Genomic DNA, 20,071 nt, shown 5'->3' with positions numbered 1-20,071 from the left:
CTCACCACCTATTCAGACCTTTTTAATAAGACACTACAAGCTCTATACTGAATCAGCCTTGAATTGTCATTTGGGTACTTATTCCACTTTCAGGCTGATTTTTCCCAGTAACCCTCCATCTGCTGATGCTTGAAGCAACAGCTCACCAGCCACATCCCCAGATTGTACAATTACAAGACACCTTCCTCTGTGTGTTCGTCTCTCATTCCCCTTGTAGGGTTCATCACTGGTAAGATCCCCATTGTCTATTCCAAGGATACGGCCATCACCATGCAGTTTAAAGGTTAATTCAGAATCCTGGTTAGGTACGACGATCCCATTTTGGTCTATGACGGTTACTTCTACATGAGATATCTCATGCCCATCAGCAGGTAGAATTACCCGATCAGCCTCCAACTTTAGAGCATAAGAAAGCCCGGCAGTAGTCAATTCATGCTCACAAACCTTCTCGTTTCCATTACGACCCACAGCCCGGATTTTGCCCGGTGTATAGGGAAGCTCCCATAGGATTAAATGATTAGGGTAATCCACCAGCTTCCTCTCACCGTATGATTCATCATTCAAGATCAATTCCACGCTCTCACAATTGGTGAAGGTAACCAACCGTATCAATTTTCCACCGTATTCAGGAAATGTCCAGTGATCTTCCATGGCCGGAGATTTCCAGTGCATCGTCCATGTCGGATTAAATTCCGACTTCATATGTTCGTTAAATGCGGCTATGTGTACAACAGGCTGATTAGACCATAAACTTTGTTGGAGATAAGATACTGGTTTGCGGAATCCGCAAGTATCAATCAGACCCGAAGACCACCCTTTGGAGGGATAGCTCGTTTCTCCCAAATAGTCAATTCCACTCCAAACAAATTGACCGATCACATAATCATGATTAGCGACATCAAACCAGGGATTTAGGGGCAAATAACCTTTAACACGGTTATCCTTACCCCGATAGTATGGGAACGTTTCTGTTCCAAGGATAAGCGTATCCGGCATGGCCGCTCTATAGCGCTCATACCACTGTTCCTGATAGTTTAACCCCAGAACATCTACTCGTTGTGCCAGCTGTTTGGTATGCTCCACTTTGGCCTCAATCGAACCATCACGCAAGCTGATCGGTGTATTATGCGGCTCAAGCGCATATGTAACCGGTCGGGTTGGGTCTTTTTCATGGCAGTAACCCACGAGCTGCTCCAACATGTTTAGCATGGATGGCTGACCTTGGTTTTCCACTTCATTCCCAACGCTCCACATGAAAACACTGGGATGGTTCCTATCTCTGATCAACATGGCTTCCAGATCTTTTTCCCACCACTCATCATATAAATGCTCATAGAAAAGAGATTTCCACTTATCAAAAGCCTCATCAACCACCAAGAAACCCATCTGGTCACAAAGATCTAATAATTCGGGCGCCATCGGGTTATGAGCAAAACGGATGGAGTTACAGCCCATTTCCTTCAGCTTTTGCAGTCTTCTTTTCATGGCTGTATCATGGTAAGCAGCCCCCAGACAGCCTAAATCATGGTGAATGCACACTCCCTTTAGCTTTAAGCTGTCCCCATTCAAAAATAAACCTTTTTGTGTATCCAGCTTCACTTCTCTTATGCCAAAAGGGGTACAATAACGATCCACCTCTGTATTGTCGTAATAGATCGTCGTCCAGGCTTCGTAGAGCACTGGGTTGTCCGGTGACCATAGTTCTGGCTCTAAAACTCGCGTTTTTTGCTCTATTTCCCTCGTTTCACAGTCCGCTAGAGTTACTCGGTTTTCCACTTTTCCTTTGATCCGCCCCTGTGAGTCCAATATTTCAGTCATCATCGTACACTCAACGGCATGCGCGTGATGATTAGTGACCTGGATTCTGGCACTTACCTTGGCTTCATCAGGCGAAATTTCAGGTGTGGTAATGTAAGTCCCCCATTCGGTTATATGAAGATAATCCGTACAAATCAGCCAAACATTACGATAAATACCGGCCCCCGAATACCATCTGTCAGGGGAAAGAATTGTATTGTCCACTTTGACGGCAATCACGTTATCCTCATCCCACTGAATATATGGAGTCAAATCATATTGAAAGCTAACATATCCATAGGGCCGCTTGCCCACAAAATGCCCATTGACCCAAACCTCACTGTTACTGTGAATGCCATCAAATTGTATGTATACGCGCTGTTTTGGAGAGGAGGGCTTCACATTAAAATGTTTTCTATACCATCCGACAGACCATCTCGGCAAATAAGCTTGATTGCCACCATACAGCATATGGGGATCAAAGGACTTTTCAATACTCCAATCATGAGGGACTTGAAGGAGCCGCCATCGCTCATCGTTGTAGTCCATTTTCTCAGAACCCGCGTAATTTCCTTCTATAAATCTCCAGTCTGTTTTGAACGGCATAATCACTCTGCTTCCCATCATCTTGCCTCCATTTCATAAAGTGGATGAACGGATATAACAACAGTGCGGAATGACCATCACAAAAGACGTGTTCTCATTACAATATTTGAAACACCGGGCGATCTTCAATAAAGTGTACGGGAAGCATCGGAAATTGGGCGGAAAGTACATCTGCGAGATACTTCATCCCAGGTGCTTCACTTTCAGCATGTCCCAGCATGATAAGTGCTCTACTGCGCCCTTGATAGACAGCATCTTTAACATATTCTGGTGTTTCCCATTCTGGGCCTTCACCGGCAATGACTAAATCTACATTTTCATTTATAAATAATGGAATGGCTAATTCACCACCTCCCCTGTATCCTACTGAAATTCCCACTCGTTCACATGGCATGGAAACCTCTCCAGCCACCCGTACATAACGAATATGTAGTTTAGCTTTGATATATTCAGCGATCTCCTTAACTTCCATAGCCGGAATAGTCAAAATGGCGGTCGTCGGCTGCTGTTTCACCATGTAGTTGTGCCAGCCAAGCGCCTGAAGAAGCCCAACCATCACTCCATCCGGTTGATAACGATGTATAGCGTCATGAAACCGATAAATGCCTATACCTGCATCGGCAATAAGGCGAGATTTTTGCAAAAAAACCGGATCATGTAGTAGACACTCGTGCATCCTCTGATGACTATAAAAAATGCCTTCATGCGTAATGATAAAATTTGCACCTAGAGAAATAGCTTGTTCTACCACATACTGCGAAGCGGAGAAAGCGGTTACAATTCCTTGTACCTCAGTATCTACAGATCCTGGGTCCAGCAGATCTACGGTGGTGTGGGGTATGCTTATTCCCTTGGTCAGATGATTCACAATCAGACCCATAGTCATGGTCATACACGTTCCCTCCTCATGGATAATGCATATCAATTGTACCATTTTATCTCAGCCATAGGCGCTATTCTTTCTAGCAAAACAGCCAGTTCCAAAGGAGCCAGCTGTTTTACGAATGGTTCTATTATTTATACAGAACTCCTAAAATGGAGTCGATTCGTTCTTTTGCTCCTTGCCAGGATGTCATGACAGGGAACTCATATTGCTCTCTTGCTCTCAGATTCCATGGATGAGGAATGCAAAGCACCTTTTTCCCCTGCTCTAGCGCAGGCACTAAATTATGAGGACCGTCATCAATCAGGAGATCATAGTTAATCAGGTTCTTTCGTTTACATGGGAAAAAGTTCTCGATCGGAATGAATGGCATATGTCTTTGAAGCCAGTTCCATTTCTCTACGACGGTCTTGGGCTCTGCCGCTGTCACAATAATGACATCAAAAGCATTGCAAAGCTTCTCCATTTCTTCTACAACATACTCGTCAAACAGTTCAAGTTCCTCAAACAAACCCGGTCGTCCATAAAATACATCAAGCGTGCTCTTCGGATGACGTAGATGATCGGTGTTCCAATCTAACATTTCTTCATAACGAAGCGGATGAGTGGGAAATTCACTATTGTTATGGTATATGGCTCGTTTGACGAGATGACAGATGGTATCGTCCATATCGACTGCAATGATTGGTTTTCTCATCAGCTTGCCCCTATTCACTCTGGTAAAATTTTTCACAAGAATATCATACTATAATTTAATATCGCGGTGAAGCTTGGGCATTGCTGTCCGATTAGACCTCGCCTTTGTTCAATGATCATTAACCAAGTATATCGTTAGGTTAATCTACATAAAACAGGAATGTTAAAGTAATAAAGTTAGGTTTGTTTTCTTTTATATAAACTAAATTTTAAACAAGCGTAAGCAATAAATACAATGAAACTATAGAAAATCGCACTTAAATAATAAATCTATGTGTTTGTACTTCAAAAACACAAAAAATAACCAAAAAAATCGATTGAATAACAAAAACACAAATGATAGAATAACAAAAATAACTTTTCCCATAATTGAAAGCGCTTAATTTTTCGTTTAGCTTACTGTTATTTATACACTTACATACCTAACTTCATCTCTGTATAGCAGTAAGTTGAATAATATATTTAGGGAGGAATAAAAATGAAGGTATTGTTAAGAAAAGCATTATTGTCTGGACTGGTCGGCTTGCTCATCATGATAGGTTTAGGAGGGGCCTTCTCCAAGGCACAAGCTGCTTCAGGATTTTATGTAAGCGGTACCAAATTGTACGATTCCACAGGTAAGCCATTTGTTATGAGAGGCGTCAATCATGCTCACACTTGGTACAAAAATGATCTTTATACAGCGATCCCGGCAATTGCCCAGACAGGTGCTAATACCGTCCGAATTGTCCTTTCTAACGGAAACCAGTACACCAAGGATGATATTAATTCCGTGAAAAATATTATTTCTCTCGTCTCCAACCATAAAATGATTGCTGTACTTGAAGTTCATGACGCTACGGGCAAAGACGACTATGCGTCTTTGGATGCAGCTGTGAACTACTGGATTAGCATAAAGGATGCTCTGATCGGCAAGGAAGACCGGGTTATCGTAAACATTGCGAACGAATGGTATGGTTCTTGGAATGGAAGTGGTTGGGCTGATGGATACAAGCAAGCGATTCCCAAGCTGAGAAACGCAGGTATCAAAAATACACTCATCGTCGATTGTGCCGGATGGGGACAATATCCCCAGTCTATCAATGACTTTGGTAAATCTGTGTTTGCAACTGATTCTTTGAAAAATACCGTTTTTTCCATCCATATGTATGAGTTCGCTGGTAAAGATGTTCAAACCGTTCGAACCAATATTGATAACGTTCTGAATCGAGGACTCCCACTGATTATTGGTGAATTTGGCGGTTACCATCAGGGAGCAGATGTCGACGAGACAGAAATCATGAGATACGGTCAATCCAAAGGGATAGGCTGGTTAGCCTGGTCCTGGTATGGTAATAGTTCCAACCTTTCCTACCTTGATCTTGTAACAGGACCTAATGGCAATCTGACGGATTGGGGGAAAACTGTAGTTAACGGAAGCAACGGGATCAAAGAAACATCAAAAAAGGCCGGTATCTACTAAAAGTACTATCAGAAAGTAAAAAAGGCTCATGGTTGAATGACCATGGGCCTTTTACATTTTTATACTTTGTATTAAAAGTACCCGCTGTGCGTCTCTGAACTTACACTTCCTGGGTTATACGGTGATTCGGATTTCATACACAGGCACGATGCTGACTGCGCCAATATCTACAATACGTTCCTTTGCCGTCTCTTTCCAGCCAGCCATAGTCGTGTTGCTGTTGAGAACCTTACCTTTTCGTATTGGGGAAACATATACGTACAACCCTTGCTCGATGAGCCGATGCTCAAATGCTTTCAAACCTATTTCCCAGGTCGTATGGTTGCAGAAATTATCATTGATCAGTTCGCCATCCATAAAGGCATAACCGATATCTCCCGTATAATCGATACGCAGCAGAGCTTCCTTGATTCCGTGAAAGGCATCTTTTTCGAAATCAATAGTAAGTTTATCGTTATTTATCCTTTTCAAATTGAAATGGACTTTTTTCTTAGGAACCTTTATACGATACGTTTTGAATATATTGTTTCCTGATATTTCAAGCAGCTCTCCACCGGAAATAGATGTGAATGAGGCGTCAAAACCCGGGAATACACTCAGATTTACCATTTCTTGGTCCGTTGATTCCAGCCTTAGATCGCCCTCAGATACAAGTACATTGGCATTGGTCAAAATGACTCTGTCCCGGCCTTGCATGTTTACCTTCCAAAATGTAAGACTTTGCTCATCAGTCATCGTGTAGATGACAACTTTTTTGCCACTTTCAGATACCAGATGGATGAGACTATCCTCCTCTTCAGCAATCTTAATGATCGTGTTCCCATCCAATTGCTCTATCGAGCCTTTGTCGATTGTGGCACTGATTATATCTTTTGACTCAATTTCATACTTTCCTTTCATGCCCTCCGGTACAAAGAAAAAATAATATACTTCTCCATCTTCTTCTATCCTAGTTATCAGCTGTGCCGTAGCATATTTGAGCTTCATTCCATCTAAATTGAAGTTAAATGGCAATATGGCAAAACTATCACGTCCTAACGTCAGTTCACCTTGACTAGGGATTACAATCGTTTCCTCGGGCAGCTCAATGCTCACATTAAAATCGCACTGGTCGTAGTTTTCGACATGGTCTTGAAAATTATTTAGAAACAGGTAACCCGATCCGGCACTGGATCGCACTGCATAACGTAACGTATCCACATCATAAGGGTCCATCTGGGACGTATCCCCTGGCAGAATAGTCTTGGTTAGTGAGAATTGCTTTTGGAACGTTGAAAAAAAGTAATGCTGCAGCCTTGTTCTTTGGTATGATTCCCTTACTTGACCGAATTCGCCGATCATGGCGTTGAAATCATAGGAGATTTTGGGGGTGGCTAGATCATTGGTGAACGGGTTAACCTTACCCCGAGGATTGGAACCCCCATGATACATATAATATCCGATCAGATTACAGCCTTCTGCAACCTTCATGACAGTCATCGCTGGAACACTGCGGTAGGGAAATGCGAACCGATATTTATAAAACTGAACCATGCCGCCACCCATTTCACAGCAAGCGTACGGATAGTCTTCAGGCGCGTATTGAGGCTCGAAATTGTAGCTCTTTGGAATCTTGTTATTATGCTTGTCTCGGAAAATGTATTCTGGTGTCGCAGGATGCTCGTCCATCCCCTCCAAACGTCCCTCTTCGTAGTAGATCCATGGCCAATAGGCATACCCGCCCCATAATGGCAGCATATCAGGTACAGGAGTTGTTGCTCCTCCCCATCCTGTGCACGTATAGATCGGAGTATCAATCCCCGCCTCCAGAGCTATTTCTTTAAGTTTTAACATATGCGAGTTACCTTCACTTCCGCTGTTTAGCCACATATCATTAATTCCCACAGTCAATGCCCACTGGGCAGATGAATGATTATGCTCGTTTTCGATTTGGGTGCCGATAATTGGCCCCCCTTCCTTATATAACAGCCCTTTAACCTGGGCACCGATTTCGTTATACAATCTTCTCGTATAGAACAGATACCCCTCATCATTAGAACGAACCTCAAATGGTCGGCCAAATAACCAATCCGGCATACCGCCGTTTCGAATTTCCCCATGATCAAAGGGTCCGATCCGAATGATGGAATATACCTGATGTTTGCTGCACAACTCGATGAAACGACGAAGATTCTTGTTTCCACTCCAATTAAAAATACCTTCAACTTCTTCATGCAGGTTCCAAAAAATATAAGTGGCAATGATGTTTACGCCGCCCATTTTTATTTTAATAATTTCGTCTTCCCAATATCGTTCATCATAACGGGCATAATGGAATTCACCACAAATACCGAAAAAGGGCTCTCCGTCCTTCTCCATAAAATAGTTGGTGAATGCGATTTCCTCTCCTTTTGGATTAGTGCCGCCAAGTTTGATATGTCCTTTAACAATATGCTTCTGATCGTTTTTAACCGCAACTCGATAGTTCCTCATAAAGTTCACTCCCCCCCACTCGTTAATCTGAATTCAGGATAAATTGATTCCATTTGCGCTGCCAAGCGATATCATTCCAGAATGGATGATGGGGAGCACAGTTAGAACAGAGGGTCATTCCCCAGAAACCAAGTGCCATTCCTTTACGCAACACATATTCAACGATAAATTTACCAACTGGGCCTTCTTCAAATTGGGCATACAGCGGCGTGTAGCCTACATAACCTTCTCCTATGACAATTGGAATGCCGGAATGACGAGTCCATTCATGAATCTCTTCCAATCGGGTGTCGGCCTTCTGCAGCATGGCCATTTTATGGTCTCCATACCGATCGTACAAAAATAAATCCCATTGATCGGGATCTACCCAGTCGTGCAAATAAATAAGCCTCATACCGACTGGATTGCCATCCATCCGCCATTTCTGCTCCGGAGGCAGGGTCCACTTTGCAAATGGAGGAGCGTCTTCTCTTAATAGGGATTGTACGAATGGATTGGGGAACGGTGCCAACTCATCATCAAGCGCTGCCGCTTCCATAAGCTCATTGAGTACCCCTTTAATATAAAGATGAAAATGGGCAACCTGCATATTGCGCGCGACGTAAGCTTTGGGATAGGCTTCATTTAACGTATAGCTTGCCGTCATCAACATATCAGGATGACATTGGCGAAGATATTCTATCGCTTCTTCTACGTAGGGCTGCATGGCTTCAATAAGCGCTGGTACATTCGTTTCGGCTATGCCTTCAGACGTTCCGACGGCGTTTAACTGCCCAAATTCCACTTCGTTATGCAACTCTGTATAGATAATCTGGTTCCTATAGCCTTCTGCTGTGACGAAACGGATCAACTGATCCATTGATTTTGCAATGGCCATAAATCTCTCCTTAGGAGGAATTGCAGCTAATTCATCTCTAAGCTCAGCATGAGCCAGAAAGCTGGGACTCTGCTGATATTCCCAAGAGGATAACATAATGTAACAGTTATGAGCCTTTGCTTGTTTAAACAGTTCAAGCAAATGAGCATGCCCGTCCAGCACTGCGCCTCCACGACAGTTATACCAACGCGTACGCTGGCCTACTTCCCCAAGGTTAGCAAACTCCAAGGGTCCGGGGCGTTTGCCATCCGCTGTAAACAACATGAATGGCATAGCACATATTCGGATCGTATTGTATCCTCTTTCGACTGCTTCTTTAAAACGGGCTTCAAGATCGCTGTAGGGCTCACCTTCCTGTGTCATGGTATACCAAGAGAAGTCCCACATGGTGATCGTCAATTTGCGCGGTACATTTCTTATAAGATTACTCATTTGATTTCCCCTCCCAGCTCCAGTCCATATGGTTCAATGCTCCTTGATGGCTAGCTTCCAGCTTAAGCACCGATTCAAAATGCAAGATGGCTTCGTCATGTCGCCCTAATCCAAGCAAGCCAAGTGCTTTCATATAAGTACAATGAACCTGATTACGAATATTCAGGTCATCTTCAAAGATGAGAAAGTCGGGTAACGAGACCGCGAAATAATCTATTTTCACGGGTTCGAACAAGTGCCTTTCGGCGTAATCAATGAGCTTGTTGAATCGACGCTTGCCTTCCTTCGAATAACCAAGTTTCCGCCACGCCAATCCTTGGTAAAATATCATATCCGGCTGTTGATCGTTATAATACATGGCGTTAATGGGTTCCCCCAGTCCTTGAGAGGCCGTCGTAAAGGCCTGTCTTGCCTCATCTGTTAATTTCAATAGCTCATACGCGCAGCCCAAATAATAATAGATATCGTTATCTTGGGAACCCTCTAGCTTGCCTTCGCCAAGATTCTCTGGATACACTAAAGCCTCCAGCAGCCCCTTTACAGCCTGTTCAATCCGTCCAGACCTCAGGTCGGACTTCGCAAGCTCTACCTTGGCCAGCCTATACTGCCCCGTTACCTTCCCCTCTCCGCCTTCCCATGGATGAAATATTCTCCCTGTCAGCAAGGACAATGCTACCTTATGCTGCTTCATCATATTGTGAACGGTTACATATTCTAAAAACAGATCATCGCGAAGCTGTATAATTCCCGGATAACTCTCCATTAGATTCAATCTGTCGTTGGGCTTGATGTTCAGCTTCTTATACAGCTGGTCAAGCTCATAAAGAACACGCGCGTCTGAAGTATTGCACGCAAAGGCCTGCTCTAACGAATGGCGAGCCTTCTCTACTTGGCCTTGTTTGTTAAAATAACCAAGAGCAAGATTACGGTGAACAACGGGGTAAGTATCGTCAATGGAACGAGACGTTTCCCAACTGGAAATAGCATCCACATACCGTTTCTTATCATAGAGTAAATTACCTAAGTAATAATGCGCCTTTCCATCCCCCGGTCTTGTTCGAGTTGCAAATTGTAACACATCCAACTCCAACAGACTGTTAGGAAAGCAGTAATCGGGTACTGCATCTGCAGCCTGCGCGAGAGCATTATTCGCCTGCTTATGCTTGCCGATTTTAGCATGGCAGAAGGCCTGAACGTAATACAGCATAGGGTATGTTTTCGCCTGCTCTGGAGCTTCTTCCAGCACACATGCTGCATCCTCATAGAGCCCCGCCGCCGCATAGTCCGATGCTACCGCTATATAATTATGCACATCTCCACTCATCCATTTCTCCAGCTCTTCGAAGACTGTTTTAGCATCATCTCGTAACCCGAGAGCCTCTAATGATAATGCTTGCTCACGGTAAGCTCCAAAATCGGCGATATCGAGCTTAATCGTTTCCTTGGAAAAGGCTATTGCCGCTTCGTAGCTGCCAAGCTTACGAAGAATAGCCGACTTCAGGTTGCGTGCTTTGTAGTTGCGAGCATTTCGGATTATTGAGCGCTCCACGAGTTCCAGGGCTTCTTCATAGCTCCCTTTTTCTGTTGCAATCTGTGCCAGTGAGAAATACCCGCTGTCTTGCCATGCCGCACTCCATACTGATTTATAAAATGCAGCGAACGCCTCATCCATCCGCTCTTGGTGTTTTAGCGACAAGCCAAGCTGGTAGTAGGCCTCACCGTCATAGGGATTAGAGTTACGCCAGGTTACTCGCGAGATAGCTTTACGAAAGCACTCTTCACTTTCTGAATACAATCCTCTACGAAGAAGCAACGTACCATATGCCACATTGATGCGGCTGTCATTTTTATCTCTTTTCAGGCCCTCAAGATAATACGCCTCGGGTTCAAAGGTAGCATGACGGTATTGCTCCAAGTGTTGTCCTGCTAAATACAATTCTTCGTTCGTTCTTAATTCCTCCGGTTCCGGCAAGGGAGCGGCAGCAGCCGGCATCTGTTCGACTTCCTTTTTCTTCGGCTGGTAACTAATCAGCTCCCTTCCGGTCGCGTCTTTGACGGTTAAGCATAGCTCATAATCCTCATCCTCAGCCAAAATAACTGTCTTCTGAATAAAGGCCTTATTAGGTGTCAGATCTAAGGTTTCTTTCATATAAACTTTCCGCTGACTGCTTAATTCCACCACAGCCTCACGAAATGACGAAGTCACATAGACTCCAATCTGTGCTGTCCCTTCGCTGCGATTTAATTCCAAATTAACGGCTGCGTCAATTGAAGCGTTTTTGACCATACCAATATGTTTGTAAGGCATAAAATACTGCGAGAACGATTTTTCCTCGTACGGCTGAAGCCAAGTGAAATCTGGTTGGTTATCGGTATAGACCCCCGTCATCAACTCGATGTAGGGGCCATCTTCGTCTGTTAGATTCCGGTCCCATGCTTGGCCGAATTCGCCATTCCCCCATGTCCATTGCTTTTTTCCGGGAGAGATGTGATGGTTGGCCACATGCAAAAGCCCAGCTTTTTTCATATGGTCGTAACCACCGATGAAATTGTAATCCGATTTATAGGCCATATATGAAGTGGGAACAGGAATATTTCTGTATCGGGAGATATCTACGCCTTCAGAATAATCCATTTTATAATAAGTGCCTGTAGCGATCGGGAAACGGGATACATCTCGCTTTCCATGATCAAACACGGCTGATACGTCTGGAGGAAAAACAGATTGCGTGTGCTCATGTACCGCTACGGCTGGATTGGCCCACCATAAAAACGTTTGCGGCTCGGCAGTCCGGTTGTATAGCTGGACCCCAACTTTAAGGTATGCTTTATCCGGTTGAAGTGTAAAACCAGCTGTTACTTTCGTACCGAACATACGATCAATTTCGCTCACCCATACCGTTGCGCTTCCGTCCTCATGCTCTTCCAACTTGTATTCAACGGGTCCGCAAGTGTTGGGACGGTGATGCTGCGGCCAGTTGAACTCAATCCCTCCAGATATCCACGGCCCCAATAAGCCCACAAGCGCTGGTTTGATGACCCTGTTATAATAAACAAAATCATAACCGTTGGTCTTGTCGACCGCACGATAAATGCGGCCTCCCAGTTCTGGCATGATCTCAATGCGCAAATATTTATTTTCTAGAAAAACCAACTGATAATTTTCAAGCTTCTTCTCATCCTCAATTTTATCAATGACCGGATGCGGGTACACTCGGCCGGAGCTTCCCTGGTAGACACGTTTCTCCAGAAACATTGGATTTTTGTCGGGTTTACCAATTCCATACGTGGGAATCTGCACAGTTTCCTCCCACACGCGTGCCTTAGCGTCGAAGATGCTCAATTCCATCACTCCCTCATAGTCGCTCTTATATTCAGAGCTTACAAGTAAGAGACATTACAGACAATTGACAATCCACTGTTTATGATGGATTATATACGTATTTCATCATTAGAGCCGCCTACGGCTAGGAGATGGATAGATTATGAATAAGAAAGCTGATGGATTTGAGGGTGAAAAGTTATATGTCCTTCCACCCTATATGCTGGATAAATTAAATATGAATCCGCTTACAAAAAATCTATATATTACGGATATAGGCTGCTTCAATCATGCCCGCCATCATTTTCGTGAAAGAATGCACGGATGTGACTCTTATATATTCATCTACTGTGCCAGCGGAAAAGGCTGGATACGAACAAAGAACGACCTAACAATTGACATGACGGAGCGAAGCTTTGCGTACATTCCCAGGGACATGCCGCATGCTTATGGGGCTGACGATGGAGATCCTTGGACGATTTACTGGTTTCATCTTAAAGGGGACCAAGTTGATGATTTTATGGCATTATTCGAGCCTTTTAAAACGTATATCTCAATGGCCGCCAGTGATGAAGTCAAACTACTGGAGCTATTTCATCAGTGTTACGACCTTTTACTGAACAAATCATACTCCCTGATACATTTAGTCCAAGTATCGCAAACTGTCCGTTATCTGCTGAGTTTTGTTATATCCGTTGCATTTCGCAAGGAAGACAGTACGTACCAGAGTCATGTGGATAAGGCAACACGCTATATGAGTGAACAGTTGGAATCCACCGTTTCACTTGAGGAGCTTAGTCGGCATGTTCAGGTATCCAAGCAACATCTGAATCTGATATTCAAACAATCCACCGGCTACTCTCCTATCGATTACTATTTAAGAATGAAGATACAGCGGGCCAGTCAGCTTTTGGATTTAACGAATGCATCTATTAAAGAAATTAGCATACAACTCGGTTTTAGGGACGCTTACTACTTCTCCAGACTATTCAAAAAAATCATGGGATGCTCTCCTTTGGAATATCGAAATAATTTGAAGGGTTAATCTATAGATAAGCTTCCTATACCGTTCATTTACGGATCAAGGGGCAAGGTCTATACTTAAGGTTAAAAAAGGAAGTTTTGTATGCTCCTCACGTTGAATCGTAGACTAAATGCAGCTATGCCGCTAATTACACCAATCAGCATTCTAATTGGCGTCCTGATCGGTACGCCGTTGTCACAATATACCGAACTCTCTCCCTGGCTGTTTGCATTCATGACCTTCGCGGGCAGTATCAGTATGGGGTTTAAGGATTTTGTCCATGTGATCAAGCATCCTGGTCCGCTGATCGCCTGTCTGTTTATTCTTCACCTGGCCATGCCGCTTCTTGCCATGATGCTGGGGCATCTGGCCTTCAGTGATGATCCTTATACGATCACTGGACTTATTCTTGGTGCAGCTATTCCTACAGGCATTTCCAGCTTCGTGTGGGTCAACATTTATAAAGGCAACACGGCGCTGACATTGGCGATCATTCTAATTGATACGATTTTGGCCCCATTCGCCGTGCCGGGCATCATGTCCCTATTGATCGGAGCGGATGTGCAGCTGGATACCTGGGCGATGATGCAGAGCCTGTTCTGGATGATTGTCGTTCCTTCGCTAATCGGCATGATGTTGAACGAATGGACCAAAGGGAAAATCAAGCAGGTATGGGGACCTCGGCTGGGCCCGTTCTCCAAGCTGGCTATGGCTCTTGTCGTCATGATTAACGGATCTGTCATCGCCCCTTATCTGGTCGATTTTAATCTCAAGCTTGTCGGAGTATGCCTATCCATAGTCGTCCTTGCCTCCACTGGATATGCGATCGGCTATCTGATATCAGGACTGATGCGGTGGAATAATGCAGACCGTACGGCGCTTGTCTTTAACGGCGGTATGCGCAATATCAGCGCAGGAGCCGTGCTTGCCATCACCTATTTTCCGGCCCCGGTAGCACTGCCTGTTGTACTAGGGATGATTTTCCAGCAATCTACGGCATCTCTGGTCGGGTTTCTGCTGAGTCGTCGCGACCGCGGCAACGCCAAGGAAAAGCGCAATACGGCCTCTGTTTCTTAAGCAAAGGGGGTTAGCGGTGGTTCCAGATGATAAAACTCCTCCTTATGAGGAGGAGTTTCGGAAGGGCGTTTCTATACGTACATGGTTGGAAACTTAATTGAAACATGCATGCACAATCATGTAAGTAGCTACTTTCCAATCATAACATTTTTATTGAATCGTGTAGGGTAATAAACTAAGCCCCTATAAAGAGCCCTTCGTGGCACAACGTTCAAGCCACATATTACCCTAAGGAAACTAAGAACGAGTTACACAGGTCGCAAAGTCTAAAACAGCTTTTGCGTAAGATTTTGAAATTGTGACTTCACTCCTTCTTTCTGAAGTTCTGATTGTAAAACCTCATTAAAGGTTTGAAGTGCACGCTGGAATTTATCTTCACCCAATTCCGTAATCCGAGTATAAACACCTCGTCGATCATCCTCGCATGTATATCTTTGTAAAGCCCCGCAGTTTTTGGCTTCCATTCTAACTACGAGTCTCGATGTCGCACTTTGACTTAATCCCACCAATTCTTGAAGTTGCTGCAGTCGTAATTTTTTTTCCTCGGAATTGGATATAAAACCTAAAACATAAAACTCCTTCAAAGATAAATCATAATTTTGTAGCAGGGCTTGTTCTAACTTATCATTTAAAGTGGAATGGATGTGAGACAAAGACAACCATACATCCAAAAGTTCGTTTTCATGTTGCAAGTTTAGACCACACCATTCTATATGAAGTATTTCCAGTAAGTTTATCCTATTGTAACAAGCTTAAATGGAATGGTCAAAACCCATAAAATAATAACAAGATGAAAGTGATTCTGTTTACGGAAAGAACCATAACTGTGTTTAATGAAAAGTGGGCAGGTTCACAATTGAACCCACCCTTTCGAAGAAATTAATTATTAATATTTTCTATTATTTTCATTATTAGTTTCTCCTTTTCAATCTGTTCAATAATCATCTTATAGCTCTTATCTGGTATCTTTTTTGATCAGTCCGTTTTAAATATATAATCCGATGTCTTTTATGACTATAAATATAGAGTATCAAGAAGGCTATCTACTTTACTGTTTGTGAAACTGGTTGGGCAGGGCTAAACACTCGGTCAAAGCGGCGCATCAATCCTTCAAGCGGACCAACAGGAAGCTTAGCAAACAACAATCCCAGCAGCAGTGTTGTCACTGCGATCATTACGTCGCCGAACGGAACTCCCTCTAGGCTGTGCCCAATCTTTGTCAAATCTAGAATCCAAACCACTACAAATTGAATGGCATACATGGTCAGAGCCACACGGCCGACTGCTGCGAAAGGCATTAATACAGCGGAAGCCTTTTTGGATACGAGGCACGCAGCTCCCATTACCAGAAATGAAATCCCTAATCCTATCATCGTCTGGAATGTCGAAGCGGTGTGTGGAGCCGTTCCCAAAAGGAGCTGCCACATCGGTGTCTCCGTATTAAGAGGCCAAATTGCGTACTCATCCGTCGGGTGTACAGGAACAACTCCTTGCACACTTATCAGCCATTGTTCAAAGTGAAGATTCCAATTCGGAAGTATAAAAGCGGCCAGTGCTTTACCAATAACAAGCATAACGATACCACTGCCTGCGAGTAAGAGAGCTGTGCGTAATCTGGTGAGGTCGAAGCGGCCAATGGCCATACCGGCAACAAACGCAGGGGCCAAGGCGAGAGCAGACATCGGACCTCCCGCGATATCACCAAGAAGATAAGCTTTCGAGAAAATGCTTAATCCAAGAATCATTAGCGGCGGGGCGGTCACGAGCAAAACTGCTGCTGTTGTTACAATGGTGCGGGTCGAACGGCGAAATAATATAAGGGCCAACACAAACATAGCTGCATAGGCAGGCAAAATGACGCCATATGAAGTGTTCAGCATAATTAGCAAATAACCAATAATATCAACAAATACGGCACGGCCCAGCATTCGCGCACGAAAAGCGGTCACCTCTGCTCCCCGATCCATCATACGCTGTCCCATAATCGAATAAGAGATCCCGCCGCACAACACAAATAAGAGAGTGGTCGTTCCGGAAACGAGCGCAGAAATGCTTGGATTGGACCCGAAATGCTGCAAATACATTCCCAGCACAGCCAGTCCCCGCGCTGCATCCAGCGCAACGAGGCGTCCTTTGATGCTGTGTGTGTTTCTCCGTGGCTCTGTCACAGAGCTTTGGGGGAGATTATCGGTTTCTGTACTGTCATGAGTTGAAGTGATCCCTGATGTGTCCACTGCTTTATTATCCAAGTTATTAGCAACCGGATCTTCATTCTTTGTATCCCCTTCATATTCTCTGACAGATCTGCTTGTCAGTTTGATGCTGCTTAGCAAATTGCATTCCTCCCTTAAAATACTGAATTCATACATTCCATAGTCCCTGCTGTAAATAGGCAACACGTCACGCTATATTCCAATATAGCCTGCAGATGTCGCTAAAGTTTGATCAAGTTGCAAACAAAATGTCACAACGGACGAAACGGGTTTATCACAAAAAAACAACCTTACTCACGGCGGATCACCGGAATAAGGCTGTTTGCAAAATTACTTAGGATTTGCTGGGAACAGCATTAAAAATGGAATTGGCCAGCAAACGGAATTGCTGCTGCGAATGAGCGCCATTGGTTAGATCGTTAGAGAAAACAGTAATATTCTTTTTGTTTTCCTTATAGGTGAAGGCCATAATCTTTCCTCTTGCTGCATCGTGACCTGGCCACCAGCCCGCTTTGAAGAAGTTTTCTTTATTACTAATGGTTGCAAGAATTTTTGCAGCTTTAGGTAGTTTCGTAATGTAAGAACCTGTAACGGTGTAGAAATATTCTTCGTTATCGTAAGGGGCTGTAATCGCATTATCCTGTTTGACATTCGCCAGGAAGACCCCTTCGTATCTTTCCCATGTCGGTCCAGCAAACGCAAATTGAGGAATCCAGTTTTTCACGTTACCCATCCCCATATTTCCATAAGCAATGTATGGTTTCCCTTTCTCGACAAGTTTATCGGAATCGAATGTATTCACGAGCACATCGGCATGCTGCTGATCCTCGGTCACTTTAAAACCGAGATTTTTGAGCACATAAGCCGATTCGCCGAGAGCGGCTACCGTAGAAGGTTTAAGAACTTTACCAACGGGTTTGTTATTGTCGAATGCCGTGACATCAAGATAGTATTTCGAGGCCAGTGGGTTCAGATCATCATAGGCGACTGCAAAGTCACCCGCTTCATATCCTGTTCCGCTTTTGGATAGCATCGTAACCACTTTGCCGGATTTAAGCAATTCATTAACCGTTTTGATGGCATCGTTATTGGTGTTTCGGATTAAGACATAGGCAGAATCATTCGGCATTGGTGTGGCCGGAATCGATACGGAAGTCACCGGAGAAGTTTTGCCCGCAAACACTCCGGCTTCTCTAACCACATCACGTTCAAATCCTCGCAGGACAGGAAAATCCTGCACAATCTCGCCAGCTACGGAAGCATAATCTGAGACGTTAATACCAGCATATAAAACCATGTTTGCAATGCCGTGTTTGGCCTGGTGCATATTTATGATAAATGAACCCGCAGGGTAGGTCTTGCCAGCAGTACTTACAGCTTCTGTCGAGCGTACAACCGTTACTCCATTGCGGATAAGATATTCAATCATCCGATAGGCTTCCAGCGGATTTTTTTGAAGACTCTTATCGATCGGCAAAACGTAATACTCAGGGAAAAAATTTTCATTACCGTGACGAGGGCGGCCAATAACTTGATTTTTGGCATTGACTAGATACCGATCTACGGCATGATCATCGATATTATTCATTCCACGTTCATATACTTTTAGCTGGTTCAAAAATAACTTTTCTTTCTTTTGCATAACAAAATCGGTTGCTGCAGCGATACTATAATACAATACCTTGGTCGACTCTTCATTCGATTCAGGTGTTTCCAGCGTATGTCCCATTGCACCATGGTGCATGGCGAAGACGGCTGTATAAGCCGGAGACGCATCGTCCCATCCCGAAGCAGTTCCCTTGGAAACATATTTAGGATTTTCGACCGTTTTACGATGTTCTTCATAAGGAATATGGTAGTAATCATACTTCGTGTTTGCTATCCCTGCTTCACCCATCATTTTTGCCTGTTCTACCATATTATCAATAAGCAGATCGTATTCAATATTCGGATCGTGAGGCGGCGTGGTAGGCTCAATCAGAAAATTCTTATCAAAGCCATGCAGATCCAGGAAAGAAATCGGCGACCACTTGGCGATTTGCTCTGTTATACTGCGTGTTTCAGGCTGGGTTTGATATGAATTATCCCGATTCAAGTCAAAATATTCAGCATTTGCACGTTCGGTATGAACCCTTCCATCCGGATTTTCCGTATACAGGAACAGAAAAAACACATGATCAAGTGCATCATCCATATTCAGAGTTACCGTACTCGATTTTCCATTGGACGAGGTCGTTTTGTACGTAACATTTTTATCGAGGGCCATGGTCTTAAAATAATTGATAATCGCATCAAAGCCCGGCGCTTCATTTGGATGAATATTGTTGATCCAGATGGGCACTTGATAATCTCCGAATGCACCGGATTTAATATCGTTCTCCAGCTTTGCAGGATGATTCAGCATATCAGGATGAGTTACATTCTGATATTTGTCAATCGTTGCTTGATCTTTGGCAAGCACAGTCATATAAATATCGCGGCCTTCAACGGATTTACCGATCGACATCGTTTTAATGTATCTGTTGTTTTTTTGAGCTGCCTGTGCCGTAATCGCATCAATCTCCGGCTTCAGTTCATCATAAGTACGGAAGCTGTCGTATGGGACCAACTTAATGGGGGCCTGGGCAACGGTTTTGCCGTTGACTGCTGCAGCCAGTTCATAGGTTCCCATCAATGAGGCGTACAGTGGACGCTGCAGACTCGGTTCGGCAAGATTATCCGTACCGTAAGTAAGACCGAAATTGATATTGGCAGTGACTTCTCCATTTTCTGCTTTGACCTGAGTAACGGTGATAAAGGGGGCACCCTTGTAAGCGCGATCCTTGTACGATTTCCATTCCGATAATGGCTTGCCACCATATGTCCAGCTTATTTTCTTTATATCAGTACCCTTCGGAAGCTTGAATCTAGCTTTAATGATTCTTTTCTTCGTCATGGATGCCACATGGCTATCCAATTTAAGTGTCGGGGTATTTTTAACCTTATTTTTAACCTGCGTTGAAATTGTTTTTGTTGGTTGACTCTTATCGTTCCACAACGTGCTTTTTGCACGTTGTGCAGCATCAGCCATAGCCATGTGCGGAGCAGTGATCTCCAGAAGCATGGCGGCGGATATGGTTAACGCCAAGCAGAATTTCACTATCGGTTTTGTACCCATTCTTTTTCCCCCTATTTATAACCGAAAGACCATGTTGTACTCTTCTTTATTCA

Annotated in this window: 12 protein-coding genes; 3 read left to right on the top strand and 9 right to left on the bottom strand. The window is 43.9% G+C overall.

The features are described 5' to 3' along the window. Nucleotides 1-78: 78 nt before the first annotated feature. The 3 genes from NSQ68_RS03095 to NSQ68_RS03085 all read right to left on the bottom strand — a co-directional run bounded on the left by NSQ68_RS03095 (nucleotide 79) and on the right by NSQ68_RS03085 (nucleotide 3,983). Nucleotides 79-2,421, bottom strand: a complete 2,343-nt coding sequence (locus tag NSQ68_RS03095; protein WP_342429057.1) for a glycoside hydrolase family 2 TIM barrel-domain containing protein — start codon at nucleotides 2,419-2,421, stop codon at nucleotides 79-81. Between the two features lie 79 nt (nucleotides 2,422-2,500). Continuing rightward, on the bottom strand, nucleotides 2,501-3,295 hold the full coding sequence (locus tag NSQ68_RS03090) for a Nif3-like dinuclear metal center hexameric protein (protein ID WP_342427931.1): 795 nt from the start codon (nucleotides 3,293-3,295) through the stop codon (nucleotides 2,501-2,503). A 121-nt stretch (nucleotides 3,296-3,416) separates the two neighbouring features. Next, nucleotides 3,417-3,983, bottom strand: coding sequence for a hypothetical protein (locus NSQ68_RS03085; protein WP_342427930.1), 567 nt, complete (start codon nucleotides 3,981-3,983; stop codon nucleotides 3,417-3,419). Nucleotides 3,984-4,460: 477 nt separating this feature from the next. Between NSQ68_RS03085 and NSQ68_RS03080 the strand changes: the two genes are divergently transcribed. After that, entirely contained in the window at nucleotides 4,461-5,444 is a 984-nt protein-coding gene (locus NSQ68_RS03080) for a glycoside hydrolase family 5 protein (protein ID WP_307352263.1), read from the top strand. 114 nt (nucleotides 5,445-5,558) lie between these two features. On the opposite strand, the gene NSQ68_RS03075 is transcribed toward NSQ68_RS03080, so the two are convergent. From NSQ68_RS03075 to NSQ68_RS03065, 3 genes are read right to left on the bottom strand one after another with little or no spacing between them, the layout of a single operon-like run. Further along, nucleotides 5,559-7,916 carry a beta-galactosidase gene (locus NSQ68_RS03075; protein ID WP_342427929.1) on the bottom strand — a complete coding sequence of 786 codons (2,358 nt, stop codon included), beginning with the start codon at nucleotides 7,914-7,916 and terminating at the stop codon, nucleotides 5,559-5,561. A gap of 22 nt (nucleotides 7,917-7,938) precedes the next feature. Beyond that, the gene (locus NSQ68_RS03070; protein ID WP_307352259.1) at nucleotides 7,939-9,225 is read right to left on the bottom strand and encodes a cellulase-like family protein; all 1,287 of its coding nucleotides are present in this window, start codon (nucleotides 9,223-9,225) and stop codon (nucleotides 7,939-7,941) included. Beyond that, complete coding sequence (locus NSQ68_RS03065; protein WP_342427928.1) at nucleotides 9,218-12,574, bottom strand: DUF5107 domain-containing protein; 3,357 nt, start codon at nucleotides 12,572-12,574, stop codon at nucleotides 9,218-9,220. Before NSQ68_RS03065 ends, NSQ68_RS03070 begins: the two co-directional genes overlap by 8 nt. 136 nt (nucleotides 12,575-12,710) lie before the next feature. Between NSQ68_RS03065 and NSQ68_RS03060 the strand changes: the two genes are divergently transcribed. Together NSQ68_RS03060 and NSQ68_RS03055 are read left to right on the top strand one after the other, a co-directional pair. Then, nucleotides 12,711-13,592 (top strand): helix-turn-helix domain-containing protein, encoded by an 882-nt coding sequence (locus tag NSQ68_RS03060; protein ID WP_342427927.1) that lies wholly within the window; start codon nucleotides 12,711-12,713, stop codon nucleotides 13,590-13,592. 81 nt (nucleotides 13,593-13,673) lie between these two features. Continuing rightward, nucleotides 13,674-14,648 carry a bile acid:sodium symporter family protein gene (locus NSQ68_RS03055; RefSeq protein ID WP_342427926.1) on the top strand — a complete coding sequence of 325 codons (975 nt, stop codon included), beginning with the start codon at nucleotides 13,674-13,676 and terminating at the stop codon, nucleotides 14,646-14,648. A 266-nt stretch (nucleotides 14,649-14,914) separates the two neighbouring features. Here the strand turns inward: NSQ68_RS03055 and NSQ68_RS03050 are convergent, their stop codons facing one another. The 3 genes from NSQ68_RS03050 to NSQ68_RS03040 all read right to left on the bottom strand — a co-directional run bounded on the left by NSQ68_RS03050 (nucleotide 14,915) and on the right by NSQ68_RS03040 (nucleotide 20,018). After that, nucleotides 14,915-15,340 (bottom strand): MarR family transcriptional regulator, encoded by a 426-nt coding sequence (locus NSQ68_RS03050; protein WP_342427925.1) that lies wholly within the window; start codon nucleotides 15,338-15,340, stop codon nucleotides 14,915-14,917. Between the two features lie 351 nt (nucleotides 15,341-15,691). Then, nucleotides 15,692-16,981: a DUF418 domain-containing protein gene (locus NSQ68_RS03045; protein WP_342427924.1), complete on the bottom strand. Its 1,290-nt coding sequence runs from the start codon at nucleotides 16,979-16,981 to the stop codon at nucleotides 15,692-15,694. A 214-nt stretch (nucleotides 16,982-17,195) separates the two neighbouring features. Beyond that, entirely contained in the window at nucleotides 17,196-20,018 is a 2,823-nt protein-coding gene (locus NSQ68_RS03040) for a hypothetical protein (protein WP_342427923.1), read from the bottom strand. Between the last annotated feature and the right edge of the window lie 53 nt (nucleotides 20,019-20,071).

The sequence above is a fragment of the Paenibacillus sp. FSL L8-0158 genome (genome assembly GCF_038592965.1).
GTDB classification, from domain to species: domain Bacteria; phylum Bacillota; class Bacilli; order Paenibacillales; family Paenibacillaceae; genus Paenibacillus; species Paenibacillus polymyxa_D.
This window is presented reverse-complemented; position numbering and strand designations above follow the sequence as displayed.